We start from the raw sequence: 26,919 nt of genomic DNA, 5'->3' as shown, positions 1-26,919 counted from the left end.
GAATCAAATAGGAGCGGAAACAAGAGATTGTTCTCCGCTCTATTTATGAAATGACACGCACGACATATGGAGGCGAAAGTTATGAACAAACAGTCTATTCGTGACATCGATGTAAAAGGGAAACGCGTCTTTTGCCGCGTTGACTTCAACGTTCCACTCAAAGATGGCGTCATCCAAGACGAAACTCGGATCCAAGCCGCACTTCCAACGATCAAGCACTTGCTTGACGGTGGTGCGAAACTCGTCCTTGCGAGCCACCTCGGCCGTCCAAAAGGCGAGAAGAACCCTGAGTTCTCACTTGCTCCAGTAGCGAAGCGTCTCGCTGAACTCCTCGGAAAAGATGTACCGCTCGTCGAAGAAGCATACGGTCCGGTCGCAGAAGAAGCGGTCGCTAACCTCTCTGAAGGCGATGTCGTCGTTTTAGAGAACGTTCGTTTCTACCCAGGTGAAACGAAAAACGACCCTGAACTTGCAAAAGGATTCGCAGCACTTGCTGACGTATACGTCAACGACGCGTTCGGCGCGGCTCACCGTGCACACGCTTCAACTGAAGGGATTGCGCACCACGTGGACACAGCCGTTGCTGGTCTCTTGATGGAAAAAGAACTTGAAGTTCTCGGTAAAGCTCTTTCAAACCCAGACCGTCCGTTCACGGCGATTATCGGCGGGTCGAAAGTAGCGGATAAGATTGGGGTCATCGACCACCTTCTTGACATCGTTGACACACTCATCATCGGTGGCGGACTCTCGTACACGTTCTCGAAAGCACTCGGGCACGAAGTCGGAACGTCACTCCTTGAAGAGGATAAGCTTGACCTCGCTCGTCAATTCATGAAGAAAGCAGAAGACAAAGGCGTGAAATTCTTGATGCCTGTCGACTGCGTCATCACAAAAGAATTCGGCGAAGAAACGTATGTCGGCCCAGTCGATATCGACTCGATCCCAGCGGATCACATGGGTCTCGATATCGGACCGAAGACAGTCGAACTTTACGCGGACGCGATTCGCGAATCGAAACTTGTCGTATGGAACGGACCGATGGGCGTATTCGAACTCGATAAATACGCAAACGGAACGAAAGGTGTCGCTCAAGCGCTTGCAGACAGCGATGCATACTCAATCATCGGTGGTGGTGACTCAGCCGCTGCGGCAGCCAAGTTTGGTCTTGCTGACAAGATGAGTCACATCTCAACTGGTGGCGGCGCGTCACTCGAATTCATGGAAGGCAAAAAACTTCCAGGTGTCGAGGCGTTGAACGACAAGTAATTTAGAGGAGGGTTATCGATGCGTAAACCGATTATTGCAGGTAACTGGAAAATGAACAAAACACTCTCGGAAGCTGTTGCTTTCGTTGAGGAAGTAAAAAACAACATCCCATCTACTGACAAAGTAGATGCAGCGATTGGTGCTCCGGCACTTTTCCTCGCACCGATGGTAGAAGCAGCTAAAGGGTCAAACTTGAAGCTCGGTGCACAAAACATGTACGACAAAGATAGCGGTGCCTACACTGGCGAAATCAGCCCAGTGATGGTCGCTGACCTCGGCGTGACTTACGTCATCCTCGGTCACTCAGAACGTCGCGAGTACTTCGGTGAGTCGGATGCGTTCATCAACAGCAAAACGAAAAAAGCGTTCGAACACGGTCTTACGCCAATCGTTTGTGTCGGTGAAACACTCGAGGAGCGCGAAGGCGACAAGTTCGAAGAAGTCATCAAAACACAAGTCGAAGGCGGTCTCGCTGACCTTTCTGCTGACCAAGTCAAACAACTCGTCATTGCGTATGAGCCAGTTTGGGCAATCGGTACAGGGAAATCAGCGGACGAAGCAGACGCACAAAGCTCTTGTAAATATGTTCGCGACGTGGTGAAAGGTCTTTACGGTGAAGACGTAGCGGCTGCAGTACGCATCCAGTACGGTGGATCTGTAAAACCAGAGAACATCAAAGAGTATATGGCACAGGAAGATATCGACGGCGCACTCGTCGGCGGTGCTTCACTTGAAGCCGCTTCGTTCCTCAAATTGTTGGAGGCGATTTAAATGGCTAGACCAGTCGCACTCATCATTTTAGATGGTTTCGGGATGCGTGACGAATCGTTCGGAAACGCAGTCATGGCTGCGAACAAACCGAACTTCGATCGCTACTGGGAGCAGTATCCACATACGCTCTTAAACGCAAAAGGCGAGTACGTCGGTCTTCCGGAAGGACAGATGGGGAACTCAGAAGTCGGTCACTTGAACATCGGTGCCGGCCGAGTCGTCTATCAGTCACTCTCACGCGTGAACAACGCAATCAAAGACCGTTCATTATTCGACCGTCAGGCGATGAACCATTTGGCAGGTCATGTGAAGAAACATGATTCGAGCCTCCATATCATGGGTCTCGTATCAGATGGCGGGATTCACTCGCACATCAATCACATGTTTGCCATCGTTGAGTTCGCAAAACTCCACGGCATCGAAAAAGTGTACATTCACGCGTTCACGGACGGTCGTGACTGTGATCCGAAATCAGGAGCTGGTTTCCTCAAGGAAACAGAAGAAAAGCTTGCTGAACTCGGTGTCGGTCAAGTCGCTAGCGTGTCTGGTCGCTACTATGCCATGGACCGCGACAACCGTTGGGAGCGCGTCGAGAAAGTATACGACGTCCTCGTAAACGGTAAAGGCGAAGTTGGCACGGATCCAGTCGAAGTTCTCCAGAAGTCTTACGAGAACGATTTGACGGATGAGTTTGTGTTACCAACTGTCATCGAAAAAGATGGCAAGCCGGTCGCGACAATCCAGGACAACGATGCCATCATGTTCTTCAACTTCCGACCGGACCGGGCGATCCAACTCGCAAAAGTGTTCAAAGAGAAAACAGGCTTCAAAGGCTTCGAACTCTCAAGCAAACATCCAGAGAACATCTTGCTCGTCTCGATGACAAAGTTCTCGGATGAGGTCGACACGGATATCGTGTTCCCACCGGAAGATTTGAAAAACACACTCGGGGAAACACTCTCTGCGCAAGGATACAAACAACTCCGTGCCGCAGAAACAGAGAAATACCCACACGTCACGTTCTTCTTGAACGGACAAAAAGAACAACCATTTGAAGGTGAGGATCGTCTCCTTGTCCCTTCACCGAAAGTCGCGACGTACGACTTGCAACCAGAAATGAGCGCATATGAGCTCACGGACGGTTTGCTCGAGCGTATCGAGTCAGATGAGTATGATGCATACATCATCAACTTCGCAAACCCGGATATGGTTGGTCACTCAGGGAAGCTTGAGCCGACGAAGAAAGCGATCGAAGCGGTCGACGAATGCCTCGGTAAAGTAGTGGACGCATTACTTGCTAAAGGTGGAGCGGCCATCATCACAGCGGACCACGGGAACGCGGACATCGTCACGAACCCGGATGGCTCGCCGATGACGGCGCACACGACGGAACCTGTTCCATGTATCGTCACAAAAGAGGGAGTCGAACTGAAACCAGTTCTCGAAGGCGCGCTTTGCGACCTCGCCCCAACGCTTCTTCACCTTCTCGGTGGAGAGCAACCAGCTGAAATGACTGGTTCGTCAATCGTTACAAAATAATACAACTATTTTTCAAACGAAAAGGAGCGATTTTTCATGTCAATGATTACAGAAATTTACGCACGCGAGATTTTAGATTCACGCGGTAACCCATCAGTAGAAGTAGAAGTCTTCACAGAAGACGGCGGTTTCGGCCGTGCCCTCGTCCCATCAGGCGCATCAACAGGTGAGCACGAAGCAGTTGAGCTTCGCGATGGCGACAAGTCACGTTACCTCGGTAAAGGTGTCTTGAAAGCAGTTGCGAACGTGAACGACACGATCGCACCAGAACTTATCGGCTACGATGTATTCGACCAAAACGCAATCGATGCGAAAATGATCGAACTCGACGGTACGCCAAACAAAGCGAAACTTGGTGCTAACGCAATCCTCGGTGTGTCAATGGCAGCAGCTCACGCAGCAGCAGATGAGCTCGGTCTCCCACTTTACACATACCTCGGTGGATTCAACGCGAAGACACTTCCAACACCAATGATGAACATCATCAACGGTGGTTCGCACGCGGACAACAACGTGGACTTCCAAGAGTTCATGATCATGCCTGTCGGCGCGCCAACATTCCGTGAAGCGCTCCGCATGGGTGCTGAAGTATTCCACGCCCTCAAATCAGTTCTTTCTGGTATGGGTCTTAACACAGCTGTCGGTGACGAAGGTGGTTTCGCACCAAACTTGAAGTCTAACGAAGAAGCGATCACAGTTATCCTTGAAGCGATCGAAAAAGCTGGTTACAAACCAGGTGAAGACGTCTACCTCGCAATGGACGTTGCATCTTCTGAGTTCTACGATAAATCAACTGGTAAATACGAACTCGCTGGCGAAGGCAAGTCACTCACAACTGCTGAGCTTGTAGACTTCTACGCTGAGCTCGTTGACAAGTACCCAATCCTCTCAATCGAAGATGGTTGTGACGAAAACGACTGGGATGGCCACAAGCTTCTCACAGATAAAATCGGACACAAAGTTCAACTCGTTGGGGATGACCTCTTCGTAACGAACACATCTAAACTTGCTGAAGGTATCGAAAAAGGAATCGCAAACTCGATCCTCATCAAAGTTAACCAAATCGGTACGCTCACAGAAACATTTGACGCGATCGAAATGGCTAAAAAAGCTGGTTACACAGCAGTTGTCTCACACCGTTCTGGTGAAACAGAAGACGCGACAATCGCAGACATCGCTGTTGCGACAAACGCTGGACAAATCAAAACTGGTTCACTTTCACGTACAGACCGTATCGCGAAATACAACCAACTTCTCCGCATCGAAGACATGCTCGGCGATGTAGCGAAATACGACGGTATCAAGTCGTTCTACAACCTCAAAAAATAATTGATTGTTTCAGGCTCGCCAATCGGCGGGCCTGTTTTTTTGTGTGTGGAATATCCGTTTAATCAACGGTGGAAAAGCTGATTGGTCGTCTATCCGTCTTTGCGGCACCGATGCTTTCCTGCAAGAGTCACGGTACCGCTTTGACGGACGCGAACGCTCTGTGTCGAACTTCTTAGTCATTGAGACCTCGTGTTGTATACTGAACGTGACTGATAAAAAGTAGGGGGAGATTGGATGGACCAATCGAATGAACAAGAAAAAAGGTTGAGTGGCGGGAACGTATCCATCGTTCATCGAAAAGGGAACTACGTCTATCGTTCGCAAAAAGTGGGGAGTGAACGCATCCATTGCTATTTAAAGCATTTGGAGGCGAAGCAACTGTCTGGCGTGCCACGCTTTGTCGGTATCGATGAAACAAGAAGAGAGGTGCTCACTTATATCGAGGGGGAGACGGCAGACTATCCTCTTAAATCCTATATGTGGGCTGATGAGGCGATTCAAGACGTCGCGCGCTTGATGAGACGACTGCATGATGCGTCAATCGATTTTGAATGGACATCCGAATGGGAGCCAATCGATCACACACCACAACCGTTAGAGGTCATCTGTCATAACGACTTCGCTGTCTACAATACAATTTTCCATGAAGGAAAAGTGGCAGGAATCATCGACTTTGATTTGGCTGCGCCAGGTCCGAGAGCTTGGGATATCGTCTATGCCCTTTATACGTTCGTTCCGCTCAGTCGTCGCCATCAAGCTGAAACAGGGGAAGTCATCTATTATGATGCCGATCGAGACGATGCGATCTATAAAGAGCGTGTATCGTTGTTTCTCGAAGCCTATGGTTGGGAGCAAGCGGAGGTCGACTTGTTCGATATGTTACAACGACGGATTGAAGCGCTCTGTCTCTTGATGAAACGAAAAGCTGCGGAAGGAGACGTCGCCTTCCAAAAGATGATTGACGAAGGACATTACGATCATTACCAAGAGGAACTTCGATTTATTCGAACGCATGGACAGAAGTGGTTCTGAAACAATCTGAAGCGGGAATATAGAAAATGAAGCATGAATGGGGAGGCGATTTTCGTGATGATGCTCGGATTTCTTTTCTTGGTATTGCTCATTGGATTCGGCATTTGGTACTATCTCAAATCGCACCGGAATGACGATTGGTCATGACAACATTGTCATGACCTCTCTTTTGTGTCAGTTTGCACAAAATTTGGGTATACTCTCTACATAACGAGTAAAGGAGCCCATGCTTATGACACGAGTACGTAAAGCCATCATCCCAGCCGCCGGTCTCGGCACCCGCTTCCTTCCTGCCACGAAAGCCATGCCAAAAGAAATGTTGCCGATTGTCAACAAGCCGACCATCCAGTTCATCGTCGAGGAGGCCGTCGCTTCAGGCATCGAGGACATCATCATCGTCACGGGGAAGAACAAACGGGCGATTGAAGACCATTTCGACCGTGCGCTCGAACTGGAACAGAACCTCGAATCGAAAGGGAAGACGCGCTTGCTCGAATCGGTCCGACATTCCTCGAATTTGGCGAACATTCACTACATACGCCAACAGGAGCCAAAAGGTCTCGGTCATGCGATTTGGTGCGCCCGGAAGTTTATCGGAGACGAGCCGTTCGCCGTCTTGCTCGGAGACGATATCATCGAATCCGACGTGCCGGCGACGAAGCAGTTGATCGACCAATATGAGGCCCACGAACGTTCGATCATCGGGGTGCAGCGTGTCCCGTATGAAATGACGAACCGATATGGTATAATTGACCCGCTTGCCGTCGAAGGGAAGCTCATCCCGGTGCGGACGTTCGTGGAGAAACCGCCCATTGATGAGGCCCCGTCGAACTTCGCCATCCTCGGTCGCTACATCTTGAAACCGGACGTCTTTGAGGCGTTGTCGGGACAAGAGGCGGGAGCCGGGGGCGAGATTCAATTGACGGATGCGATCGCACGCTTGAATGAGGCGCAGACGGTCTTCGCCTACGAATTTGACGGTCGACGTTACGACGTCGGAGAGCCGATTGGGTTCGTCGAGACGACGATTTGCCACGCGCTCAGCGATCCTGATTTAAAAGATGACGTCCATGCCCTATTGAAACGGCTTGTGGACGAACTTGATCAACAGTAAGGTGTGTTATTTTTGAAAACAATGCTTATGGTGTGTCAAAACTATTATCCGGAAATCGGCAGTGCCGGCAACCGGATGCAAAACATTACGCATTTGATGAAGCAGCGCGGGTATGAAGTCGAGGTCATCACGGCCGCCCCTTCGTATCCGAGCTTTGATATGTATCAGGACGACCGCTTCTGGAACGACCGGGAGTTAAACGACCAACCGTTCATCAAGCGACTCATCACGAAGAAACGGAAACATACTTCTAACATGGTCAGTCGTCTTTTCCTATTCCTCGAACAGATGGTCAAAGGGATCCGGGAAGTCCGTAAGCTCGAATTGAAGCCAGACGTCGTCTTTGCGACGACCCCTTCTTTTTTTATGGCGTTTGTCGGTGCTTATGCGAAACGAAAGTATCGTGTCCCGTTCATCTTGGACGTCCGTGACCTTTGGCCAGAATCGGTGAAAGGTGTCGGCGTCTTCAAGTACGATTGGGTGCTCACGCCGGCTTTTTGGATGGAGAAACGACTGTATCGTGTCGCCGATGAAGTCATCATCAACTCGGAAGGGTTCCGCAGCTATCTTCGTCAGCGCGGTGTGCCGAACGAGAAGATTCACTACATGCCGAACTCGATCCGGGAAGCGGAGCGCACGCTCGAGCGGACGATCCCACCGGACGACCGGATGGAAATCTTATACGCCGGGAACATGGGTCTTGCCCAAGATGTGTCGTTGTTACTCGAACTCGCCGAGCGATTCCGGGACGAGCCACGGGTCCACTTCAAATTGATCGGCTACGGCTATCGGAAAGAAGAGTTGAAACAGACGATCAAAGACCGTGGCTTCCAAAACTTCTTGTTCCTCGAGGCGATGCCACGGACAGAGGCGTTTCAGGCAATTAAAAATGCGGACGTCGCATTCGTCAGTCTGATCGAGCAAGAAGTGTTTGATACGGTCATCCCTGGGAAACTCATCGACTATATGGCGGTCGGCAAACCGATTGTCGCAGCAGTGTCAGGCCATGCGGCGAATGTCATTGAAGCGGCGGAAGTCGGCTACGTGTCACGGAAACGTGACATCGATGAGATCGAGCGGATCCTACGGAAGCTCCTCGACCGACCGGATTTACGGGAGGCACTCGGGGCGAACGGGATTCGTTACGTCAAAGAGAATTTATGTTGGGAAGAGAATATCGACGTGTTAGATCAAGTCGTACAACAGTTAGTGATGGAGGAAACACGATGAAGTCAGTATGTATGTTTGTATGGAACCATTTTACGAATGATGCGCGCGTCCTTCGTGAGTGCTCGGCACTCGCCGAGGCAGGCTATGAAGTCGATTTGATCGCGCTTCAAGATCCGAAAAATAAAGAGCTTTCAAAAGAAGAGATGCGTCCGGAAGGCTTCCGCGTCATCCGCGTGAAGCGTCAACCTTCGATTCTCGTCAACGCGCTCAAGTTCGCGAAGAAGACGTATCAATGGGTGAGCGAGAAACGGACCCGCCAAATCGGTGCGGGACTCGTCGGTGCCGGGTTGTTCTTACTTGCGCCGTTCACGATGCTCGCGCTCGGAGCGGCCATCGGGACGGTCTTGTTGCCGCAAGTGCGTAAGCAAATCGTCAACGCGAGTGCGATGCTCGAGATGGTGTTCGCTTCGACGAAAAAATCGTATGACTTTTACCATGCGAACGATTTGAACACGCTCCCGCAGGCACTCCTCGCTGGAAAAGTGTTCAACAAAGGTCGGATCGTCTACGACTCGCACGAGGTACAGACGGACCGTACGGGTTACGGCTATATTCAAAGTAACCTCGAGGGCTGGCTCTTGCCGTTCGTCGATACGATGATGGTCGAGAACCATACGCGTGCGGCACACAACGAAGAGTTGTACGGATTCTATCCGTACGTGCTCCACAACTATCCGTTCTACCGTCCGCTCGACTTCTCGCTCCGTAAGGACTTGCATGCACTCCTCGATTTGCCGAAAGACGAGAAGATCCTCTTGTATCAAGGGGGCATTCAAGCGGGACGTGGTCTCGAACAGCTCGTGCTCGCGGCGAAAGACTTCAAAGAAGGCACGCTCGTCATGATCGGGGACGGGAAACTCAAACCGACGATCCAACAGTTGATCGAGACGGAAGGGGTCGGCAATCGCGTCAAGATGATTGACAAAGTACCGGTCGAAGCGTTACCTTACTATACGATGAATGCCTATTTAGGCTTCCAAGTATTGAACAACGTCTGCTTCAACCACTACTCGGCCTCGTCGAATAAATTGTTTGAGTATTTGATGGCCGAAGTACCGGTCGTCTCATGTGACTTCCCTGAAATCGAACGGGTCGTTGCGGGGAACGATGTCGGGGTGCTCGTCGATTCGCACGATCCACAATCGATCGCGGACGGCGTCAACCGGATGATTGAAGACCAAGCACTCTATGCGCGTGTCAAAGAGAACACGAAGACCGCGCGTGAGAAATATAACTGGGATTTGGAAAAAGAGGCACTCTTGAACGTCTACGCGAACGCCGCGGAGCGCAAGTTGCCGATTATGAAAGACGGTGCGCCAAAGCCAGTACAATCTTAAGACTGCGGCTTTTGCCGCGGTCTTTTTTCTATGGAGGGAGGACATTTATGAAACGTCAACAACAACATTTATTGCGCCAACAAGTATGGCGCAAGCTACAAACCATCTCGGTGAAGGACATCGCCTGGATTATCGCAGGCTCCTTCATTCTCTCGTTCGGGGTCAACTACTTCACCGTACCGAACGACTTCTCGGAAGGTGGTCTGCTCGGGGTCACGATTATCCTGTACTACGTATTCGGCTGGGACCTCGGGCTCACGTCGATCATCGGGAACGGGATTCTCTTTATCGTCGGCTATAAGCTGCTCGACCGTCGGACAATGGTCTATTCGGTCATCGCCGTCATCGCGACGTCATTCTTCCTCAGTCTGACACATGACTGGGGCAGCCCTGCCGAGGACAAACTGCTTGCGGCCGTCTATGCCGGAATCATGATCGGGGTCGGAATCGGCATGGTGCTCCGTGTCGGTGGGACGACCGGCGGGGGCGTCATCATCGCCCGTCTCATGGAACGCTATCTCCACTTGAGTGTCGCCGTATCGATGTTCATCATCGATGCGATCGTCGTCGCCACGTCCGGCTTCTTCTTAGGGGAACAAGTCGTCCTCTATACGCTCATCGCCATTATCATCGGCTCGTGGGTCATCGATCTCGTCGCGGAAGGTCTCAACATCCGTAAAGCCGTCACGATCATCAGCGACAAGCAAGAAGAGCTCGCCGTCGTCTTGACGGAGACGCTCGGACGCTCGGCGACAATCATTCATGGACATGGCTACTATACGAAGCAGGATAAGAACATGTTGTATATGATCGTCGACAAACGTCAGATCGCACCACTCAAAAAAATCGTCCAAGTGACGGACGACCGTGCCTTCGTCGTCATCCACCAGGTGAAGGAAGTCATCGGGGAAGGATTCAGCTACCCGTCCCGATAATTTGAATGCTGGTGTTTTATTGATAACTTCTATATAATAAAAGGCGTGTAAATAGAAGGAGGAACTGACTACTATGCAAACGATCGCTACAATCAGCCTACTTGTCGTGGCTGTCTTATTGATTGTCGTCGTACTGCTCATGTCAGGTCGGTCGCAAGGTCTTGGAGCGATTGCAGGTGGCGCGGAGCAGTTGTTCGGACGCCAGAAAGCACGCGGCTTCGATGCTGTTTTGAACCGAACTGCAGCTGTACTAGGCACTTTGTTTTTCATTTTAGGATTACTAGTCGCATCATTATGATGATAAGGCTGATCGTTCTCGATTTTCACGTGAGGCGGTCAGCTTTTGTTTTTTCGATTTATTTTTTGGGAATAATGTAGATACGAGGAGATGACAGATAAAATGAAAGTGACAGCACCAAAACCGTTCTTCTTCGAGGGCGGAAAACGTGCCGTGTTGATGTTACATGGCTTCACTGGATCGAGCGCGGATGTCCGCATGCTCGGTCGCTTCCTTCAAAAAGAAGGATACACATGTATGGGACCGATCTATCGTGGTCATGCCGTCCCACCGGAAGAATTACTCCAATATGGACCGAAAGACTGGTGGGAAGACGTCTTGGACGCTTACCAGACGCTCGTCGACAAAGGTCATGAGGAGATTGTCGTCTGCGGACTCTCGTTAGGTGGCGTGATGTCGCTCCGTCTCGCCGAGGAGAAAGACGTCAAGGCGGTCATCCCGATGTGCGCACCGACGGGAATCGATGCCGAGGACCGCTTGTATAAAGGAGTCCAGGCATATGCCCGAGAATATAAGGGTAGAGAAGAAAAGTCGCCGGAACAGATCGAGCAGGAGATGGCAGAGTTCAAACCGATGCCAACATTGAAAGACCTCCGTGCCTTCGTCCGCGACACGGCGTCGAAGCTTGAGGACATCTTCGTCCCGACACTCGTCGTCCAAGGCGCCAAAGACAACATGATCGACCCGGAATCGGCGAATCAAATTTACGAGGCGGTCAACACGTTCCAAAAAGAGTTGCTCATCTATGAGAACTCGGGACACGTGATCACACTCGACAAAGAAAAAGAGAAACTGCACCAGGACGTGCTCGATTTTCTCGAAACGTTAGACTGGTCAGTCTAAGAAGGAGGTGTCACGTTGAATTTACGTGACCAATTACTAGAGATCTTACAGGCGAGCGAGAAACCGCTCTCTGTCGATCAACTGACCGAGCGATTACAGCTCGCGTCGACGGATGACTTTAAAGAGCTCATCCGCACATTGAATGCCCTCGAGGAAGAGGGCGCCATCGGCCGGACGCGGACGAACCGTTACGGGACGCTCGCCACGCTCGGACAAGTCGCGGGGATCATCTCGATTCACCAGCGCGGCTTCGGCTTCTTGTCGGTCGAAGGGGAAGCGGAAGATGTGTTCTTGCCGCCCGACCAACTGAAGGACGTCTACCATGGCGATACGATTCTCGTCAAAAAACGCGAGGACAACCGTGGCAAGACGGAAGGGATTTTATTGAAAGTACTGAAGCGCGGACTCTCTGAGTTCGTCGGGACGTATACGCTCCCGAGTGGTCGACTCGACCAGTTCGCCTTCATCGAGCCGGATGACAAACGCATCAACTTCTGGCCGGTCGTCAACCCGGACAAGTCACTCGGTGCCGTTGACGGACATAAAGTCGTCGTGCGCATCACGAAGTATCCGGACGGACGCTTCGCCGGTGCCTGTGACGTCGTCCGTATCATCGGGCATAAGAACGACCCTGGCGTCGATATCTTGTCGATCGTCTATAAGCACGGTATCCCGACGGAGTTCCCGGAGGACGTGATCGCTCAGGCGAACGCTGTGCCGGACGAGGCGGACGAGAAAGACTTCATCGGACGCGTCGACCTTCGTGACGAGACGATCTTCACGATTGACGGCGAAGATGCGAAAGACTTGGACGATGCCGTCCACGTCAAAAAACTTGATAACGGCAACTACGAGCTCGGTGTCCATATCGCTGACGTCTCGCATTACGTGAAAGAGGGCTCACCACTAGACGTTGAGGCGTTCGAACGTGGGACGAGTGTGTATCTCGTCGACCGCGTCATTCCGATGTTGCCGCACCGACTCTCGAATGGAATCTGTTCCCTCAACCCGCAAGTCAACCGCTTGACGCTCAGCTGCGTCATGGAGATTTCCCCGCAAAACGGGAAGGTCGTTCGCCATGATCTGTTCCCGAGTGTCATCAAGACGACGGAGCGGATGACGTATACGAACGTCCGTGAGATCATCGAACGTGATGACGAAGAGACATTGAAAAAGTACGAACCGTTCATCGGTGAGTTCGACCTCATGGCCGAGCTCGCGGAAGTGCTTCGGAAACGTCGTAACTCGCGCGGTGCCATCAACTTCGATTTCGCTGAGGCGAAGGTTGTCGTCAACGAGGAAGGGAAGCCGGCAGATATCGTGCTTCGTCCACGTTCGGTCGCCGAGAAGTTGATCGAGGAGTTCATGCTCGCGGCCAACGAGACGGTTGCGGAACACTTCCACAAGATGGACGTGCCGTTCATCTATCGTGTCCACGACAATCCGAAACCGGACAAGCTCGACTTCTTCTTCGACTTTGTCGCAAACTTTGGCGTGCATATTGAACGCATCAAAGGGCAGACGGTCGAACCGAAGACGCTTCAAAAGATTTTGAAGGCGATTGACGGGGAACCGGAAGAGCCGGTCATCAGCACGATCATGCTTCGTTCGATGCAACAGGCGAAATATGACGACGTCTCGCTCGGTCACTTCGGACTCGCGACGGACTTCTATACGCACTTCACGTCACCGATTCGTCGTTATCCGGACTTGATCGTCCACCGTCTCATGCGCACGTACGTCTTCAACAACGATTTGTCGGAGAAGACGATCGCGAAGTACGAGGACCGTCTCGGGGCGATCGCCGAACAGGCATCGAAACGGGAACGTCGCTCGGTCGACGCAGAGCGCGAGACACAGGCGCTCAAGAAAGCCGAATACATGGAAGCGCATCTTGGTGAAGAGTTCGATGGTGTCGTCGCCGGCGTCACGAACTTCGGGATGTTCATCGAACTTCCGAATACGATCGAAGGGCTAGTCCGTCTCCAGTCGATGGATGACTACTACCACTTCGACGAATCACAGCTCATGTTGCTCGGCGAGCGGACGAAACGTCAATTCCGCATCGGGGACGCCGTCCGTGTCAAAGTCGATGCCGTCAACTTAGACGAGCGGACGATCGACTTCACGGTCGTTGGAATGCCGAAACGGGAACAGTCAAGCCGTCGCCAACCGACAACGATCAAAGCGAAAGGCGGTCGTCCGAAGAAGGACGAGAAAGACCGTCGTGGCGGTCGCGGTCGGGACGACAAGAAGAAGCGCGGCAAACCAGGAAGACCTGGCAAGCCGGGCAAACCAGGTGAGAAACCGAAACGAGACGGGGAGAAGTCTTCCCAAGGCCGTTCGGCACTCGACCTGAAGAAGAAAGACAAGCACAAACGAAAAGGCGACGCCAAACGAGGTGCGAAGAAACGTCGCTGACGGGGAAGGGCTTATCCCTTCCTCCGTATCTTGTAGATAAAGGACTGAATGTGTATGGCCAAGAAGAAAGATTCGAACGCACTCGCCCAAAACCGCAAGGCGTCCTTCGATTACGCGATCGAAGATACGATTGAGGCGGGCATGGTGCTCACAGGGACGGAAATCAAATCGGTCCGTCAATCGAAGATCAACATCGCGGATGCGTACGTCCGGTTCGACGGGGGCGAGGCGACGCTTCACAACTGTCATATCAGCCCGTTCGAACAGGGGAACCGCTTCAACCATGACCCACTCCGCGTCCGGAAGCTATTGTTGCATAAGAAGCAAATCAATCAGCTCATCGGAGCGTCAGGGCGTGACGGCTACACGATCATCCCGCTCAAGGTTTATATCAAGAACGGGTTCGCCAAGTGCCTGCTCGGCGTCGGAAAAGGGAAGAAGAAGTACGACAAACGAGAGGACTTGAAGAAGAAAGACGCGAAGCGTGACGTCGACCGTGCGATGCGCGATCGGCAAAAATACTGACAACGGATCCTAATTGTGGTATATTAAATGGAGTACCAATTACCACCTCGGGGACGTTATGGATTCGACGGGGGTAGGTCGGTCGTATGTGGCGTGTCGAGGGGTCGGCCTCGTTAAAACGCAAACGCCTATAACTGGCAAAACTAACACACAACTCGCAGCAGCCTAAGTGCCCTGCGGATCCTGACATCCATCGCTTGTGTGGATGACTTTCAGGGTCTCAAACTAAGCAAGCTACGCTTCAACCTCGCCGTCTGAGGGCGCGAAGAAGAGATGAAACAGACTGGATGCGACAACGCCTGTTTATCGGCAGTGTCACATCGAGATTCAATAGATAAACTACACACGTAGAAGCATACGTTACGATGCCTTCGGACGCGGGTTCGACTCCCGCCGTCTCCATTTTGAAGCAGTCTGTAAAGACTGCGATCAATGATTTTCATGAAGACCTTCTAATTTCATTGAGATTAGAGGGTCTTTGCTTTTGATTGAAGCCACAAAGAAAGGAAGGTGAAACGCATGGGGAAATATCAATTAGACAAGAGAAGCAAAGTAGCTGCGGCGAAGTACCAAGACGGCAAAAAGCCGACTGTCTCGAACAAGAAGGAACGATTGAACCAGCTTCGTGAGGCGTATTTGCAGAAGCAACAAGAGAAGAAGTGATCTGACGAAGGATTATTGAGTGCCTGCTCATTAATCCTTTTTCTTTTGGGGAGCGGACACCGGTCATTAGGTTTTTGAATGGAATCAAGGGATTGAGCATCCTTTTGTTGAATAGAAACTACGAGTTGTTTTTTGAAAATCGTCATAAAAATATACATATTAAAGGAGGATTCTGCATGTCTAAGAAATCAACGGAATTGATCGTGAATGGCGTCAAAAAATATGGTCCGACAGTAGGGAAACTTGCATTAAAACATAACAAAGAAATCATTGGGGCTTTAGGATCCATTGATTTAAAGAAACGATTTAATAAATCCGATGATCCAAATCAAAGCCCTAAAAAAGCCAAGAACATGCATCCGCGAAAGCAGAGGTATCAGTACTATTTAACCGAAGTGACGCCTACGCTAGATACTCGAAATCGAGATGAGTTGTTCCAATATAGACTAGAAGTGGAGCAATGCATTCAGCAAATCAAAATGGAGCAAGCACAAGACATTGTCATCAAAAAACAGATTCATGAGGGGCGAATCAAAGAGTGGGAATCCATTCTCTCTCACATCGTGAGTCAAATGACCATCAAGGACTATATGGAATTTTTAAGACTCTTTAACAATCCAGAGTATCAAAGTGACTATTTCACGGGCTTTGAAGGGGATATTGAGAAGTTCAAAAAACTCAATACGGTCGAACAGTATGATGCGCTCGTACAGTATGTTCATGAAAAGACAATGATTGATATCGAACAAATCAAAAAAGAGTTTTCTGCTCCTATTTCATGCGCGAGATCCACTTCATGTGATAAATGATTTGACACCAATGAGTCAATTCGGGAAATAGAGCGCTGTTGAAAACGGTGGTTTTAAGGCAAGATTCTGCTAGTTTTAAACTTTTAGCGGTGACGAAAAAAGTTTAACCACCGTGGAATGTTATAGATTCGACTGAGGTAGTTGGTCACATGTGGCGTGTCAAGAAGTCCGCCTCGTAAAAACGCAAACGCCTATAACTGGAAAAACTAACACATAACTCGTAGCATTCTAAGTTCCCTGCGGTCTTGAATCGATTGTTTGTGCAGGAGGTCTTGCAGGGTCGGAAAACGTCTTCTGAGGGCTCGAAGAAGAGATGAAACAGTGGGTTGACAACATCTGTTTGTAGGCAGTGTCAAATCGAAATTTTCAGTAGATAAACTACACGAGTAGAAGCATAGGTTATGATGTTTTTGGATGCGGGTTGTAGCTACTTACAGTAATTTTGTTAAAAGCCAATTATCTATTGATCAATTGGTTTTTCTTTTGAACTTTTTACTCTTTTATTTATAGACATAGTTATTTTGTTAAAAGTTATATAAAATAGTAATAAATGGCTCATCACCATAAGGTGTGGTTGACACATAAAATCCATCGGATTTTAAATCGAACATAGAAAAAAAGCGAAAACCCCGGTATCGTAATTGTTGCTTAGACAAACCACGATTGGAGTTTTCGCTTGTCCCAACAGTTTATCAAATTAATTCTTCCGCTTCCAGCCCTTTTTCAAATCCAGATGTCTTCCGATGAAGAACCGCACATCTTTCCTATCATTCCTGATATACTGTCGACGTCAAATTCTACTTGACGTCGACAGAAATAACTACTTCATTAAATAATGAATGATATTAATTAAATTAAGGAGAAAAACTAGTGATACAAATATACAGTTTTTATATTGATGACTTTGTAACGCTTTCAATTAGTGATTATTTAACTACACTAATTAGCAAAGAATAAATAAAATAAAAAATTTAAGGAAATCTGAGGATAAGATAAGAAGCCTGTACAGTGAGTTGTTGATAAGATACGCGTTAAAAGAAAAATTTAATTTAGCGGTTGAGGATATCAAAATTATAAAGAATCGTTTCTCGAAACCGTTACTATTAGGGTACGAGAATATTCATTTTGATCTCAGTCATTGTGGGCACTGGATCGTATGTGCAGTGAGTGACTCGCCCATAGGCATAGATATTGAAAAAATAGAGTCAGGAGATAATCGTTTCATAGAGGAGGTTCTACATTATAAAGAAATCGAATATCTAACACGCTTTGAAGGTAATGAAAAAACACCAAGTATTATACACTTTGGTGTTTAAAAGAAGCATATGGGAAGTACATGGGTGTAGGATTAAATTATGAGTATCAGAAAAACTCATTCGAAGAATCACTTCAAGGATGGGTTTTAAAATCGCAGTAAAGTGATACAAGTGAGTCGCTGTATTTCCAAATAAATCGACTACCTGGTGATTATCTTATAGCAGTGTGTACCCCATATAGTAATTTGGTGTCTATTAAACAAGTTGACCATCGGGAAATTATCGACTTTACTCTTTAGGTGATGTTAGTTAAGAACGAGAGTTTGTTCTTTCATAGACTTAATCAACAAGAATATTAAAATGAGGTTAAATAGAGCAAGCATCGGGAGTGCCAAATTGAACCCTAGAATACTCAGTACAGTATTTAATGAAATATACATCGTGCTGATGACAGCGGTAAAGATAGTAGATTTACCTTGTTTAATGATCTCCATCTCACTAGACCAATTGTAATTGGGAAACTTAAGGTTTATGAAGAAACCGATCAGACTAATTAAAAACAAACTAGATACCGTAAAAACAATGAAGAAAAGGCTGTCCGCGATGGAAGTACTAAAATGAAGCATATAGACTAGAATGGCACAGATTACGCCTGGTATAAACAACATGAGATTTAATGCGATTTTAGCCATCGATAAATCTTTTAGGGTCAGCGGGGAAGTGAGCGTAATCCAGATGCTTTTTCCTTCGAAAGATAAACTAGATGAAGTCGTCGTGGTCAATAGAATGCAGATGGTCGTAAAGATGATAAATATATACTTACTACTGATCGTGATGAACGAAAATTCAAAAGTGTATGTGTAAAGAAGCGGTACCAAGTTGGATAGGTAGACTAAACTACCAATTAGTAATATCACGGGAGTTAAGATGGTGTTACTTACATAGGTAATCGATGATAGATACAGTTGCACTTCTTTGAGAAACAACTGTTTGAAAATGTTGTTTTGAATGAGTGGTGTTCCTTGATTGATTTTTCTTTTACGTGTCTCCTGGAAAAGGCTTTCTACAGCTGCATACTTGTATTTAATGATCCAAAGAGAAAGGATGGTTAATTCTCCTGTTAGGACAGTCATGACAAGTAGTCGCAACATATCATTTTCGATGTTCCATAGACCTGTCAGTCCAAATAGATTGAGAGGTGAAGATATATAAAAGATGGATTTGTATTGAAGTGAGTCAGAATTAAGAAGCGCAAAAACGATTGGAATTAAGAAAATTGAAACTGTCAATAAAGCTTCAGCAACGTTATTTTGTAATTTGATGATGCTTAATATCCATTTACTCAAAATCGAAACGAGTAAAGTGGATGAAAGGATCAGAAGAGGTGTCGTGATGAGTAATACGATCGAGCTGAAAACAAAGGAAGGAATGTTTGGAACGATTAACAAGTATGAACATACCGCAGCAAGGAGTGCTACCGCGATTAACGAGGTGTAGATGAAAAATAGTTTAATCAAGTGAAACAATTGGAGTTGCCATAGGGGTAAGGGAAGACTGAAGATGAAATCCCGATCGTTTGAGAAGACGATTTTTTTTACGCCGCTCAGTATCGTCCAGATCCCGAACACCCAGAATAGAAGTGAAGAGAGAACAGGTAGAAGAATGTCTACCTGATCGTTCGAGGAAAGATCGAAGGCGATATACAGCACATAGGAGATCGCCATGAAGAGAGCCGCGCAGTATCCAGCAATCGTCAGAGTTGCATGATTACGATCGGACTTACTATTTGCTTTATTCAATCGAGATATTTGAAGATCGTTTAGGATAACGAATTTTTGTAATGAAAGAAGCTTATTCATGTGTAGTAATCCTTCTAAATGTCTCGTTCAAACTTCCGTTCACCAATAAGTTGATCATCGTATCATTCACAACTACTTTTCCTTCGTGAATCATTACAACTTTGTTACAAATTTTTTCAGCGACTTCTAAAACATGAGTGGAATATAAAACAATGGCACCTTCTGAAGCACGTTTTTTCATCTCTTCTTGTAAAAAATAAGTGGCATTAGGATCTAAACCGACGAACGGTTCATCTAGGATGATCAATTTTGGGTTGTGCATCAATACGGAAATGAGGACTAATCGCTGCTTCATTCCATGCGAATAGGTGGAGACTAGATCATGGATTGCATCACCAAAATGAAGTTTCTTTAATAAAATCGTTAGTTGATGATTTATCGTGTCGCTATCCACGTTGTAGATACTACCTATGAGTTCCAAATACGAGTATCCTGTCATATTTCCATATAATGCGGGTGTGTCAGGTGAATAACCGATTTGTTGTTTAAACGCTTGAGGATCACTCTTAATACTGATGTCATTTAACTCAATTTCACCTTGATCAAAATTATGAATCCCGACAATCGATTTAATTGAGGTTGTTTTCCCAGCACCATTCATTCCGATGAAAGCACAAATATCGCCTTCCATGAGTTCTAAATTTAAATTCTTGATTCCCTTCTCGGATCCCCCATAAATTTTCGTGAGATTTTGAATCGTCAACATATGAAATCCCTCCTTGTTGTTAAGAATGTTTCAATTTTCTATTTGAGATTACTAAATTAATGGATATGAATAATAGGCAGGAGAGGATACTTAAATGATTCGCATTTGATACGGTCATAAGTTGTGATTCTGCTAAGTTTAAGACCGAACCCGGTGATAACAGAAATATGGAATGATTTAAGCCTTTTAGTAACACGCAAACGATTGATAGGATGATCGTAAATACAGCTACGATTATCGGATTTTTAATGAAACTACTTAATAAAATGGTAAGACTGATGACGAAAAGGATCCAGATGCTGTAGTACAGGAGAAAACCTAAAAAACCTAAAAATGAGAGGGCACCGAACAGATAGATTGTGTAGTAATAAGAAGTGAGAGCACCGACCAGGATGCAAAACATACTAATCAACCAGTGACTTGTCATTTTTGACAGGATGTAAGAAGGAACGGTGACAGGTCTTGTTAAAATGAAGTCCTGCATTCCATTGTTCCGATCAGTCGCAATCATTCCCATGAAACTGATGATGAGTATGATGAGACCGATTTGGTTAAATTGCCCCGAAATCGTAGAGATGAAGATTTCGCTAGAAGACGGAATCGGGCGATTTGGATCAAGTGTAATACCATCTGCACCACCCACGTTTTTTAGAATGACGTCCATATATTTATTGAGGAGGGGTTGAGTCATTCCTAAAATAATAAAGACGATGGATAACCAGATGATCTTAAAGTCTTTAATAGCTTCAATTAATTCGGTTCGGAATAAAATGTAATAGTTGTTCATGTCTCTGAAACCATCTCTAGAAAAATATCTTCTATACCCTTCTCATAATATTCAATCGAGGTAATATCCAAATCATTCGCTTGGATTTTAGTCAGCAGTGTTTTTAAGTCTAAGTCATGTGAGCCGGTGAATATAAAAGATCTGGAAGAGGTATATTCAATATGCTCAATCGTGTCATCGTTTTTCTCAAAAGAAATGATTTTTTCTTCGGTGTAAGCTCTGTTAGTTCTGATAAGTACTTGCTTTCGATTGAGTGCAGCATAGTCTTCGTCAATATTCCCGACGATTTCACCGTTCTTGATCACGATATATCGATCACAAAACTCACTCGCATCATCTAATATATGTGTCGAAATAATAATTGTTGTTCGTTTCTTTAGCTTTCCGATTAATTTCTTTACTTCATTTCGGCCGATAGGATCTAATGCAGAAACTGGTTCATCTAAGATAAGTAACTGTGGCTCATGTAAAATTGCTTGTGCGATGCCAAGTCGTTGTTTCATTCCTCCTGAAAGTTGCTCAACTCTCAGCTTTTGTTTTCCCTGCAACCCTACTTCCGCAAGAACGAGAGGGATTTTATGGAGTAAGTCACTCTTTTTTAATCCAGACAGCCTTCCAAAAAACATTAATGATTCTTCACAAGTCATCCAGGGCTTAAAATCTGTATGCTGTGACAAATAGCCGATGTATTTTTTATGGCTTAGGATTGGATCAGAATAAAAACGAATATCGCCTTTGTCATAATTAAGGATTCCGGTCATGCATTTGATTAAAGTTGTTTTCCCTGCTCCGTTAGGTCCTAATAATCCTATACATTCTCCTTGAGAAATCGAAAAGTTAACGTCGGTTAAAATAGGGCGACTATTGATTGTCTTGTAAAGGTTACTGACCGTAATCATGACGATGAATCCTCCTTCCGATTACTAAAAATAAGATTGGCCCCAATAATTGAATCAGTAAGATGACAACTAACCAGACATAAGGAACTGCTATCTGATCTTTTCGTTTAAACCAATCTACGAGGGTAATGATGATGAGTAGTAGATTAAAGAAAAGAATAGGCAACATGAAGGGAAGAATTTGATTCCAGTCGATCTCCAAAAGTGCATTAAAGTCTGTGTTCAACTTAATCACTCCTTTCTATTTCCATTATCAATAATGGAAATTAATAAGTCAACGCTTTTGTTAAGACGGTTTGTCAAATTAAGCGCAACACTTCCTCGGTCGCCCGTTGGTCTTGGCGAGCGCGTCCGCGAGTTGGCCGTCACCGACCTGCGCGAAGTCCGTTCCTTTCGGGAAGAACTCGCGGAGGAGACCGTTGGCGTTCTCGTTGCTCCCTCGTTGCCAGGACGCGTACGGGTCGGCGAAATAGAGTGGCACGCCGAGCGACATCTGGATACGCTCGTGACAGCTGAACTCTTTGCCCCGGTCCGTCGTCGCCGTCCTGAACGCGGCCACGGGGAAGGCGCCGTGCACTGCCTGGATTGCCATCTCCATCGAGGAGGCGCTACGGTCCGTCATCGGGAGGGCGATGTAGAACCGGCTCTTCCGCTCGACGAACGTCGCGACGCATGCCTTCGACTTCCCACGTCCGGAGACCACGGTGTCGAGCTCCCGGTGACCGAATGTCTTGCGTGCACGCACCTCTCTCGGGCGCTTGGCGATGGACAATCCGACATTGAATCGCCCCCGCGTCTCGACCGGCTTTTGACGCTTGCCCTTCTGGCGGAGAACGGATGTCGGCACGTCAATCCGTCCCGAGTAGATCCAGTGATAGATGGTCGAGAAGGCGATTTCCCCGTCGAAGAAACGACCGGCGATCTGTTCCGGCGACCAGGTCGCCCACAGCTTCTCGGTGATCGTCCGGCGAGTCGCCTCGTCGAGCTTCGTCTTGGCGCCGCAGTTTGACTTCTTCTTCACGTAGCGCTGCTGGGCACGTCCGGATTCATAGCCGGGGTTCCGTCTGACCTCCCGCGAGACGGTCGAGGGATGACGCCCGAGCCGTCTCGCGATGGACCGGATGGACATCCCGAGCTCCAGATAGGTCTCTATTTTCACGCGTTCCGTTGTGGTAAGATGGGTGTAGCTCATGAGATTTCCTCCGTCTGAATGTGTGTTGTGGTGACTTCATTCTACACGAGGAAAGCGTCATGGGCTTTTTTGTGTTCACTTTTGGGTGTTGCACTTAATTTTATAATTCATCTCATAAAAAAACGAAAGAGACCTTTATATTCCATGAAACGTTAGGATACTTATACCTTACAGGTGACATTGGTCAGTTTGTTTCGCCACATCATATCAAATTCATCGGGAGGCAAGATTCGAGGGCAAAAGTAAATGGTTATAGAGTTAGCCTGAACCACATCGCGAATCAATTTCAGAAAGTGTTCGCCTTTAAAACAAAAGTTCTTTTGATGAAACAAGAGGATAGCAAGGATAAAATCGTATTAGTATATGAAAAGGATGTTCCGTTAGACAATACAGAAATTAAAAATCATTTAAGTGCAAGTCTAGCACTGTATGAACTGCCTAACGTTATATTCAACATTTCTGAATTTCCTCTGACGAGTAATGGAAAAATCGATTCAAAAAAATTATTGGACTTAGCAGCTGAACGACATGGATTTATGACAGATACAAGTGATTCGGATCATTTAACAGGACTTTCGAGTGACTTTAGAACGATGTTGATTGACGTACTGTCATTAAATAAGATTAGCGAAAAAGATTCATTGTTTGATTTAGGTGTTGACTCTATCCAGTTGGTAAAGATAAAAAATTGGATTGAAGAGAATGAAGGTATAGTATTGAGTTTAGTAGATATTTATACTTTAGATGAAGTTGAGAAAATTGAAGAGAAAATTTACGGTAAATTATTAGCAAAGGATGCTAAACAACATGGATTTTAATTTATTCAAAAATCAGGTGAGATTTAAAATTGCTTTAGAATTGATTGACATTGAACAAGGTTTATCGATAAGACAATTAAATGAACTATTAAAAGATGTTCCACAGTCTACTTTATATCGACAAGTGAATTTTATGATGAACGACAACTTGCTTAAGGTAGTGGGATTTCAAAAAGTAGGCAAAGTAGAAGAGAAGTTTTATGCCTTGAATACTGAAGGATATAAAATCAATGAAGAAGATTGGAACTCAGCTACTTATAGTGAGAAAATTGATTTTGTCTCGTTTTACTTCATGTACATCTTACAAAATTATAAAAATTACTATGAGAAAAGTAAGACCGAAGACCAGCAAGATCAATCCACTTTTTCTTTAGTAAAGCTGAATTTATCAGATGAATCTTTCAAGGATTTCCAAGGAGAACTAAGTACTCTTTTGGAGAAGTATTATAATGCCTCGGATGAAGATGACGATAAAGACCGGACGATTTCTGTCGTAATTATCCCTTAGAGAGGGTTTACAATACTCAATGTCTATTTAGCTGAGTTGAAGTATTGTTATCCTCTACAGTTGTTAATATCAAATGAACAATGCTTTTGTGACCGTCAAGAAGAAAAGTCATTTTACGATGATTTAAGCACAACACTTTTCGATCATTCTGTATGTTCTGTAAAAATAGTAGAGCGATAGCGCATCCGGTAGCTTTCCTCGTCCATTTGAATGATTTCTGCACGATGTAAGAGCCGATCAAGAATAGCTGTGACGATTCCTTGCTCACCAATCAATTCGCCCCAGCTTTCTGGTCGCTTATTCGACGTTAGAATGATTGAGCTTTTTTCATAAAGCTCATTGATAAGTTGAAAAAGAAGATTGGTCTCACGTTGCTTCAATGCCATGTACATCATGTCATCCAGAATGACAAGTTCCGACTCGACGAGTCGTTTGTAACGGACTTCGGAACGACGGATGACATTCCGGGTTTTTAGAAGGTGAAGAGCTTCCCCCATCGCAACGAAGCTGACTTTCTTCCCAATCTTTATGGCGTCAAGTCCTAGACCGATGGCGAGGTGGGTCTTGCCGGTCCCAGGGGGACCCAAAAGAATCAAATTATGATGGCTTTTAAGCCAGTTCAACTCTCTCAGTTGCTTGAACTGGCGTACACCAATCGAGCGTAGATGTTCAAGCTCAAACTCATCCAGGTGACGTTCTACAGGGAAGTTCGCCCATCTCGTCAGCCGATCCTGTAGTTTCTGCTCGCGTCGCTTTTGTTCGTAATGAAACACTTCATGCAGAAATTCATGGTACGTCCATCGTTCTTCCTCTGCTGTCCGCCAATCGCTTGAGGAGTTTAAACAAATTTTATTAAGTCAGGGGCACTCAATGTGCTTCTATTGCCTAAAGCCTGTAAAACAAATTCACGTGGATCATTTCATTCCTTGGTCTTATATGCAAAATGATGTCTTATGGAATTTTGTGCTGTCATGCCCGACATGTAATACGAGTAAAAATAATCGATTAGCGAATATCGATTATCTTTACAATTTGGTAGAACGAAATCATGAACTGCGTACGGCAGAACACATGTCTACATACAAAGAATCGAAACTCATTCATTTGTATCACTATGCCGTTCAAAATGGCTATGAAAACAATTGGACTCCGAAGGCATGAAAAGAGTCGAACCTAATTAAACAGGTTCGACTTTTGTTTTAGTATTCACTATAGTTGAACAGCATAGACATCAGCACATCACTTTTAACTTTCACTTGAATATTTGTATGTTAGTTTCTAATACTCAGTTCTTTAGTTCTTAAAATTGTTATGATACTCATCGAGCTAATCCCGACCCCAAGCAATGCTATAATCGCTGTAAACATACCGTTTGGAATCATAAAACCAATAGGCAACATTCCTAAAAAAGATATAGCGATTACTCCCTGGTATGCAATGTTTAGATATGAAATAATTGGATTTGAAAAGAACGACATGATGAGTGGTGGAATAAATAATACGACAACAATTCCTAGCGACATAAATAATGTCATTTGTATCTCCGGTGTCAGTTCACCCAATCGATTGATTTGTAAAGTAATAATAAATAGAGTTAACCCCATCATCAATAGTACCCATAAGATTTTTTTTGATCATTTAAAGTCCCCCTTCGATTTTTAATTTTAACATTTAAACCCATTATATCCAAAATTAATCTTTATAAGTGCACAAATGCTTCATTACCATAATCCATGGAGAAAAAGAAATAAGTAATGCGTAGGTGAATAAACAGTGTCAAATAATTTAGAAACTTTAATTGTGTCAGGCCGGTTTAAAGAAGTATAAGACATCTATCAAACTACTGATTTTGAAACATTTAAAAATGATTTATTAACTTTGGCGTATGATAATGAAAATCTGTCGAATTACTCCGTACTCGTCTATCTGTTATTGGACACAGAGGACGATAAATTACATGACTTAGCTTTTCAAGTCCTATCACAGCCCCTTTGCCACATTGAAGGGGCTTATACCTCTTCCTTATACCATGCTCAAAGAGCCGTGGATTTGACTGATGCTGCAGATGTGAAGCGCTTAGAGAACCTGTTATTTCTGAACATCGTCCCAGAAAAGATTGTAAGTGATGAACAAGCAAAGTCCATCGCGGAAAAAATTCTTGTTCTAGATCCAACAAATGAAGTTGCTAAAGACACTTTATATTAAACCTAGAAAATCATTTGTTCGCGTAGACCAATGGTTTTCTTTAGTTCGTGTCACTGAATAAGGGAATAACCAACTAGTCTCATCTAATCCACTTAAGCCATTAATTGTATGAAAGATAATCTGCACACCATTTTCATTTCTACGTTTCTCGACTGAATAAATCAAAAGGATATCCTCCTAATTTTGAATACGTATGCAGAATCTAACCTTAAACCTGGGGGCGAATGAATGAAAAGGATTTGTGATTGTGAAAATTTGAAAAGAATCACTATAGAGGCGGATGTGGGGGCGGACCCGATATGGTGTGCGACCTGTCGATACAATATAGAATTGAATGAGTTTACGATTTCTGACCAATTGAAGCGTGATTTCTATGAATGGGTTAGTCGATTCGGAGAATGGATTGACTGGGACACGGATGCACTTGCTAAAGGATGGGAAATCAAGGTGGAGCAACATAATCGTGAAGGAGACTTACTTTCGAAGCGTTTACAAGGAGAGCTTGGTGAAGCATATGAAATTGAATTCACTCCTGCAAACACAATTGAGGAAGGACACTTTTGACAGCTGTCCTTCC

The 26,919-nt window shown here is 46.0% G+C and carries 29 protein-coding genes and 2 other RNA genes; 23 read left to right on the top strand and 8 right to left on the bottom strand.

All coding sequences use genetic code 11. From position 1 onward, the window contains the following. Nucleotides 1-81 precede the first annotated feature (81 nt). From KNO78_RS07095 to KNO78_RS15710, 18 genes are all read left to right on the top strand, one after another. Nucleotides 82-1,266 (top strand): phosphoglycerate kinase, encoded by a 1,185-nt coding sequence (locus tag KNO78_RS07095; protein ID WP_074036297.1) that lies wholly within the window; start codon nucleotides 82-84, stop codon nucleotides 1,264-1,266. A gap of 18 nt (nucleotides 1,267-1,284) precedes the next feature. Beyond that, entirely contained in the window at nucleotides 1,285-2,037 is a 753-nt protein-coding gene (tpiA, locus tag KNO78_RS07090) for a triose-phosphate isomerase (protein WP_078147302.1), read from the top strand. Continuing rightward, nucleotides 2,038-3,576 (top strand): 2,3-bisphosphoglycerate-independent phosphoglycerate mutase, encoded by a 1,539-nt coding sequence (gene gpmI, locus KNO78_RS07085; RefSeq protein ID WP_214690655.1) that lies wholly within the window; start codon nucleotides 2,038-2,040, stop codon nucleotides 3,574-3,576. It begins immediately after the preceding gene. Nucleotides 3,577-3,612: 36 nt separating this feature from the next. Next, nucleotides 3,613-4,905, top strand: coding sequence for a phosphopyruvate hydratase (gene eno, locus KNO78_RS07080; RefSeq protein WP_012726908.1), 1,293 nt, complete (start codon nucleotides 3,613-3,615; stop codon nucleotides 4,903-4,905). A gap of 234 nt (nucleotides 4,906-5,139) precedes the next feature. Next, nucleotides 5,140-5,937: a phosphotransferase enzyme family protein gene (locus tag KNO78_RS07075; protein WP_012726907.1), complete on the top strand. Its 798-nt coding sequence runs from the start codon at nucleotides 5,140-5,142 to the stop codon at nucleotides 5,935-5,937. Nucleotides 5,938-6,169: 232 nt separating this feature from the next. Next, nucleotides 6,170-7,051 (top strand): UTP--glucose-1-phosphate uridylyltransferase GalU, encoded by an 882-nt coding sequence (gene galU, locus KNO78_RS07070; RefSeq protein WP_214690656.1) that lies wholly within the window; start codon nucleotides 6,170-6,172, stop codon nucleotides 7,049-7,051. 21 nt (nucleotides 7,052-7,072) lie between these two features. Further along, on the top strand, nucleotides 7,073-8,281 hold the full coding sequence (locus KNO78_RS07065; RefSeq protein WP_251031945.1) for a glycosyltransferase family 4 protein: 1,209 nt from the start codon (nucleotides 7,073-7,075) through the stop codon (nucleotides 8,279-8,281). Further along, on the top strand, nucleotides 8,278-9,618 hold the full coding sequence (locus KNO78_RS07060) for a glycosyltransferase (RefSeq protein ID WP_214690657.1): 1,341 nt from the start codon (nucleotides 8,278-8,280) through the stop codon (nucleotides 9,616-9,618). Before KNO78_RS07065 ends, KNO78_RS07060 begins: the two co-directional genes overlap by 4 nt. A gap of 47 nt (nucleotides 9,619-9,665) precedes the next feature. Continuing rightward, nucleotides 9,666-10,553, top strand: coding sequence for a YitT family protein (locus tag KNO78_RS07055; RefSeq protein ID WP_012726903.1), 888 nt, complete (start codon nucleotides 9,666-9,668; stop codon nucleotides 10,551-10,553). Nucleotides 10,554-10,626: 73 nt separating this feature from the next. Next, nucleotides 10,627-10,851 (top strand): preprotein translocase subunit SecG, encoded by a 225-nt coding sequence (secG, locus tag KNO78_RS07050; protein WP_012726902.1) that lies wholly within the window; start codon nucleotides 10,627-10,629, stop codon nucleotides 10,849-10,851. A 102-nt stretch (nucleotides 10,852-10,953) separates the two neighbouring features. Continuing rightward, nucleotides 10,954-11,694, top strand: coding sequence for an alpha/beta hydrolase (locus KNO78_RS07045; RefSeq protein ID WP_031422876.1), 741 nt, complete (start codon nucleotides 10,954-10,956; stop codon nucleotides 11,692-11,694). 15 nt (nucleotides 11,695-11,709) lie between these two features. Beyond that, entirely contained in the window at nucleotides 11,710-14,115 is a 2,406-nt protein-coding gene (gene rnr / locus KNO78_RS07040) for a ribonuclease R (protein WP_214690658.1), read from the top strand. 54 nt (nucleotides 14,116-14,169) lie between these two features. Further along, nucleotides 14,170-14,640, top strand: a complete 471-nt coding sequence (smpB, locus tag KNO78_RS07035; protein WP_012726899.1) for an SsrA-binding protein SmpB — start codon at nucleotides 14,170-14,172, stop codon at nucleotides 14,638-14,640. Nucleotides 14,641-14,689: 49 nt separating this feature from the next. Beyond that, nucleotides 14,690-15,045: a transfer-messenger RNA gene (gene ssrA / locus KNO78_RS07030) on the top strand. A gap of 114 nt (nucleotides 15,046-15,159) precedes the next feature. Continuing rightward, nucleotides 15,160-15,303, top strand: coding sequence for a hypothetical protein (locus KNO78_RS07025; RefSeq protein ID WP_047795092.1), 144 nt, complete (start codon nucleotides 15,160-15,162; stop codon nucleotides 15,301-15,303). Between the two features lie 176 nt (nucleotides 15,304-15,479). Further along, nucleotides 15,480-16,112 carry a hypothetical protein gene (locus KNO78_RS07020; protein WP_214690659.1) on the top strand — a complete coding sequence of 211 codons (633 nt, stop codon included), beginning with the start codon at nucleotides 15,480-15,482 and terminating at the stop codon, nucleotides 16,110-16,112. 121 nt (nucleotides 16,113-16,233) lie between these two features. Next, nucleotides 16,234-16,528, top strand: a transfer-messenger RNA (tmRNA) gene (gene ssrA, locus KNO78_RS15760). Nucleotides 16,529-17,065: 537 nt separating this feature from the next. Beyond that, on the top strand, nucleotides 17,066-17,428 hold the full coding sequence (locus tag KNO78_RS15710) for a 4'-phosphopantetheinyl transferase family protein (RefSeq protein ID WP_374193982.1): 363 nt from the start codon (nucleotides 17,066-17,068) through the stop codon (nucleotides 17,426-17,428). Nucleotides 17,429-17,673: 245 nt separating this feature from the next. On the opposite strand, the gene KNO78_RS07010 is transcribed toward KNO78_RS15710, so the two are convergent. The 6 genes from KNO78_RS07010 to KNO78_RS06985 form a co-directional block, all read right to left on the bottom strand. Then, a complete protein-coding gene (locus KNO78_RS07010; protein ID WP_214690660.1) occupies nucleotides 17,674-19,227 on the bottom strand; it encodes a hypothetical protein in 1,554 nt (517 codons plus the stop codon). Continuing rightward, on the bottom strand, nucleotides 19,220-19,933 hold the full coding sequence (locus KNO78_RS07005; protein ID WP_214690661.1) for an ABC transporter ATP-binding protein: 714 nt from the start codon (nucleotides 19,931-19,933) through the stop codon (nucleotides 19,220-19,222). The genes KNO78_RS07010 and KNO78_RS07005 overlap by 8 nt, the downstream gene beginning before the upstream one ends. Nucleotides 19,934-19,952: 19 nt before the next feature. Further along, nucleotides 19,953-20,720, bottom strand: coding sequence for an ABC transporter permease (locus KNO78_RS07000; RefSeq protein ID WP_214690662.1), 768 nt, complete (start codon nucleotides 20,718-20,720; stop codon nucleotides 19,953-19,955). Continuing rightward, a complete protein-coding gene (locus KNO78_RS06995; protein WP_214690663.1) occupies nucleotides 20,717-21,619 on the bottom strand; it encodes an ABC transporter ATP-binding protein in 903 nt (300 codons plus the stop codon). Before KNO78_RS06995 ends, KNO78_RS07000 begins: the two co-directional genes overlap by 4 nt. Further along, the gene (locus tag KNO78_RS06990) at nucleotides 21,603-21,788 is read right to left on the bottom strand and encodes a PLDc N-terminal domain-containing protein (RefSeq protein ID WP_251125304.1); all 186 of its coding nucleotides are present in this window, start codon (nucleotides 21,786-21,788) and stop codon (nucleotides 21,603-21,605) included. Before KNO78_RS06990 ends, KNO78_RS06995 begins: the two co-directional genes overlap by 17 nt. A 135-nt stretch (nucleotides 21,789-21,923) precedes the next feature. Then, nucleotides 21,924-22,811, bottom strand: coding sequence for an IS30 family transposase (locus KNO78_RS06985; RefSeq protein ID WP_214690665.1), 888 nt, complete (start codon nucleotides 22,809-22,811; stop codon nucleotides 21,924-21,926). A 323-nt stretch (nucleotides 22,812-23,134) separates the two neighbouring features. Here KNO78_RS06985 and KNO78_RS06980 point away from each other — a divergent pair, with 323 nt between their 5' ends. Beyond that, complete coding sequence (locus KNO78_RS06980) at nucleotides 23,135-23,629, top strand: phosphopantetheine-binding protein (RefSeq protein ID WP_214690666.1); 495 nt, start codon at nucleotides 23,135-23,137, stop codon at nucleotides 23,627-23,629. Further along, a complete protein-coding gene (locus KNO78_RS06975) occupies nucleotides 23,619-24,137 on the top strand; it encodes a helix-turn-helix domain-containing protein (protein WP_214690667.1) in 519 nt (172 codons plus the stop codon). The genes KNO78_RS06980 and KNO78_RS06975 overlap by 11 nt, the downstream gene beginning before the upstream one ends. A 143-nt stretch (nucleotides 24,138-24,280) precedes the next feature. Here KNO78_RS06975 and istB read toward each other — a convergent pair whose 3' ends face one another. Then, nucleotides 24,281-24,985, bottom strand: a complete 705-nt coding sequence (gene istB / locus KNO78_RS06970; RefSeq protein ID WP_214691260.1) for an IS21-like element helper ATPase IstB — start codon at nucleotides 24,983-24,985, stop codon at nucleotides 24,281-24,283. A 22-nt stretch (nucleotides 24,986-25,007) separates the two neighbouring features. Between istB and KNO78_RS15705 the strand changes: the two genes are divergently transcribed. Further along, nucleotides 25,008-25,298, top strand: coding sequence for an HNH endonuclease (locus tag KNO78_RS15705; protein ID WP_214690668.1), 291 nt, complete (start codon nucleotides 25,008-25,010; stop codon nucleotides 25,296-25,298). A 110-nt stretch (nucleotides 25,299-25,408) separates the two neighbouring features. Here KNO78_RS15705 and KNO78_RS06960 read toward each other — a convergent pair whose 3' ends face one another. After that, nucleotides 25,409-25,744 carry a hypothetical protein gene (locus KNO78_RS06960; protein WP_214690669.1) on the bottom strand — a complete coding sequence of 112 codons (336 nt, stop codon included), beginning with the start codon at nucleotides 25,742-25,744 and terminating at the stop codon, nucleotides 25,409-25,411. Between the two features lie 271 nt (nucleotides 25,745-26,015). Here KNO78_RS06960 and KNO78_RS06955 point away from each other — a divergent pair, with 271 nt between their 5' ends. Both KNO78_RS06955 and KNO78_RS06950 read left to right on the top strand, forming a co-directional pair. Then, the gene (locus tag KNO78_RS06955) at nucleotides 26,016-26,342 is read left to right on the top strand and encodes a hypothetical protein (RefSeq protein ID WP_214814643.1); all 327 of its coding nucleotides are present in this window, start codon (nucleotides 26,016-26,018) and stop codon (nucleotides 26,340-26,342) included. A gap of 228 nt (nucleotides 26,343-26,570) precedes the next feature. Continuing rightward, complete coding sequence (locus tag KNO78_RS06950) at nucleotides 26,571-26,906, top strand: hypothetical protein (protein WP_214690670.1); 336 nt, start codon at nucleotides 26,571-26,573, stop codon at nucleotides 26,904-26,906. The last annotated feature ends 13 nt before the right edge of the window (nucleotides 26,907-26,919 follow it).

This window comes from Exiguobacterium sp. s132 (assembly GCF_018617235.1).
Taxonomy (GTDB): Bacteria; Bacillota; Bacilli; order Exiguobacteriales; family Exiguobacteriaceae; genus Exiguobacterium; species Exiguobacterium profundum.
The sequence above is the reverse complement of the archived record's forward strand: the minus strand, read 5'-3'. Positions and strand labels throughout refer to the sequence as shown.